At 30.0% G+C, this 2,214-nt stretch carries 1 pseudogene; it reads left to right on the top strand.

From position 1 onward, the window contains the following. Nucleotides 1-331 precede the first annotated feature (331 nt). Nucleotides 332-2,214, top strand: a pseudogene (locus LY01_RS14940) (hypothetical protein); the annotation flags it as partial.

Raw genomic sequence — 2,214 nt, 5'->3', positions numbered from 1 at the left:
ACTTTGTAACTATAAAAAGCAATGCAGGCCAGAAAATAGAGAAGTTACTAGTGGAGTAAATTTCTCATATATTCCAAAATGAAAAGCCTTTTCTTAATTGAAGAGGCTTTTTTTGTTCCGCTTTCGCGAAAGCGAATAAGATATAATTACTTTAAATAGGTAAGAATGTTGAAATAGTAATTTGAATAGGTTTCTATTACCAAATAAATTTAAGATTTTATTAATTTGTTATCAAATGATAATTAAGTAGTTAAATGCGTGTTAAAGAAGTTTAAGAAAATTTTAAGGTTGTTAAAGTGAAGTACTTTAGAAAGATCCAAAACCGCCCAAAATGAAAAACTTTACTTTATTATCAATTTTATTAATGCTTGTAAGTATGCAATTTACTTCAGCACAGGATATCTCATTTACCGATCCAGATCTTGAAAATTATTTATTGAATTGCTATTGCATGAGAAATTTGAATGGAAATGGTTTGGGGAGTATAGACATTAATAATGATTCAAGTATTCAAATATCCGAAGCTCAAAATGTCGGTAAAATGTATGTAACTGGAATGTCCATAGATGATTTATCAGGGATAGAATTTTTCTCTAATCTTACTGAATTGGAAATGGAAGATACTTCAGTAACATATATCAATGCAAGTATTCTTCCTTCCAGTCTCCAAAAATTAGAATTAAACGATAATTTAATTTCTCAGATTAATATAGCAAATCATAATAGCTTGCAATACTTTTCCATGAATTGTACAGGAACCAATTGTCCCAACATCAATTCTTTAGATTTAATTAATTTAAACATGTTAATATCACTTGCTGTTTCTCATGATAATATAGCGAGTTATAATATTTCAGGTTTACCAACCTTGAAAAATTTTAATGTAAGAGGTTATCCTAACTCATCTTTGAATTTGACAAGTACTACTCTTGAAAACCTAAGTGTTAGAGATGCATCTAATCTCAACCAATTGAACACTAATTCTTTTAGTGTTCTAGAATTTATTTCTTTAAATAACGTTCCAATAAATAATTTAGATTTGAGTTCAAATCTCACACTAGAGAGGATTTCGTTCACGGACATGACTCTTAGTAATCTTGATGTTTCCAACAATGCACAATTAAACTATTTACAACTAACTAATTTTAACACCAATAATTTAGATTTATCTAACAATGCTGGTCTAGAAAACATTCAAATTAGAGATGGGTCAATCTCAAATTTGATAACGCCATCATTTACCAATTTGACCAATTTAATATTACAAGATATTAATATTCCTTTATCAAACTTCAACAGTAGTTTTAGTACATTAAATCAATTAGGTTATCTCCATAATGGAATCTCTTCATTTGATATATCAGGATTTACAGCTCTGAGAAATCTAGACTTATCTGGTAATAATCTAACTCAACTCAACGGATCTAATTCCAATATTATTTCGGTTAATTTAACTTGGAACCCTTTGACCAACTTTGATTCTTCAAATTTAGTAGGCTTGGAATCATTAACTGTTTACCAAGTACCGATTACTTCTCTTGATGTTTCTAATTCGCCAAATTTTCGAAGTTTAGGTTGTAGTAATAGCTTATTAACTGAGCTAGATTTTAGTAATAATCCACTTTTTAGTTCATTGACAGCTAGTAATGTTCCATTAGAAATTTTGAATCTAAAAAATGGGTCACCTAACTATAATCACACTAATACAGGGATTAAAGTTACAAACCATCCTTCTCCATCTCAATTCAGATACTTATGTGTAGATGATGATGAGATCGAAAATATGAATATTCTTGATTTTACGTTTCCTAATTTAGAAATTAACTCTTATTGTTCATTTACAACAGGTGGAATAAGTCATGAGGTAAGTGGTTTTTCAACTATAGATTTAAATAATAATGGTTGTACTACCAGTGATCCTATTTTTTCAAATTTAGTTTATACAGTTAGTGACGCATTAAATTCTGGTTTATTTTCATCAAATACAGATGGTTTTTACTCATTATCTGTTCTCGACGGTCAACATACCATCACCCCAAACCCAGAAAACCCAACCTACTGGAACTTCTCACCATCAAGCGTAGTTGTAGATTTCCCAACCCAAACCAGTCCATTTACACAAGATTTTTGTGTCACGGCAAATGGTTCCATAGAAGATCTAGAAGTAATAGTTGTACCACTTGAACAAGCAAGACCAGGTTTTGATACCGATTA

The sequence above is a fragment of the Nonlabens xylanidelens genome (genome assembly GCF_002934445.1).
GTDB classification, from domain to species: domain Bacteria; phylum Bacteroidota; class Bacteroidia; order Flavobacteriales; family Flavobacteriaceae; genus Nonlabens; species Nonlabens xylanidelens.
This window is presented reverse-complemented; position numbering and strand designations above follow the sequence as displayed.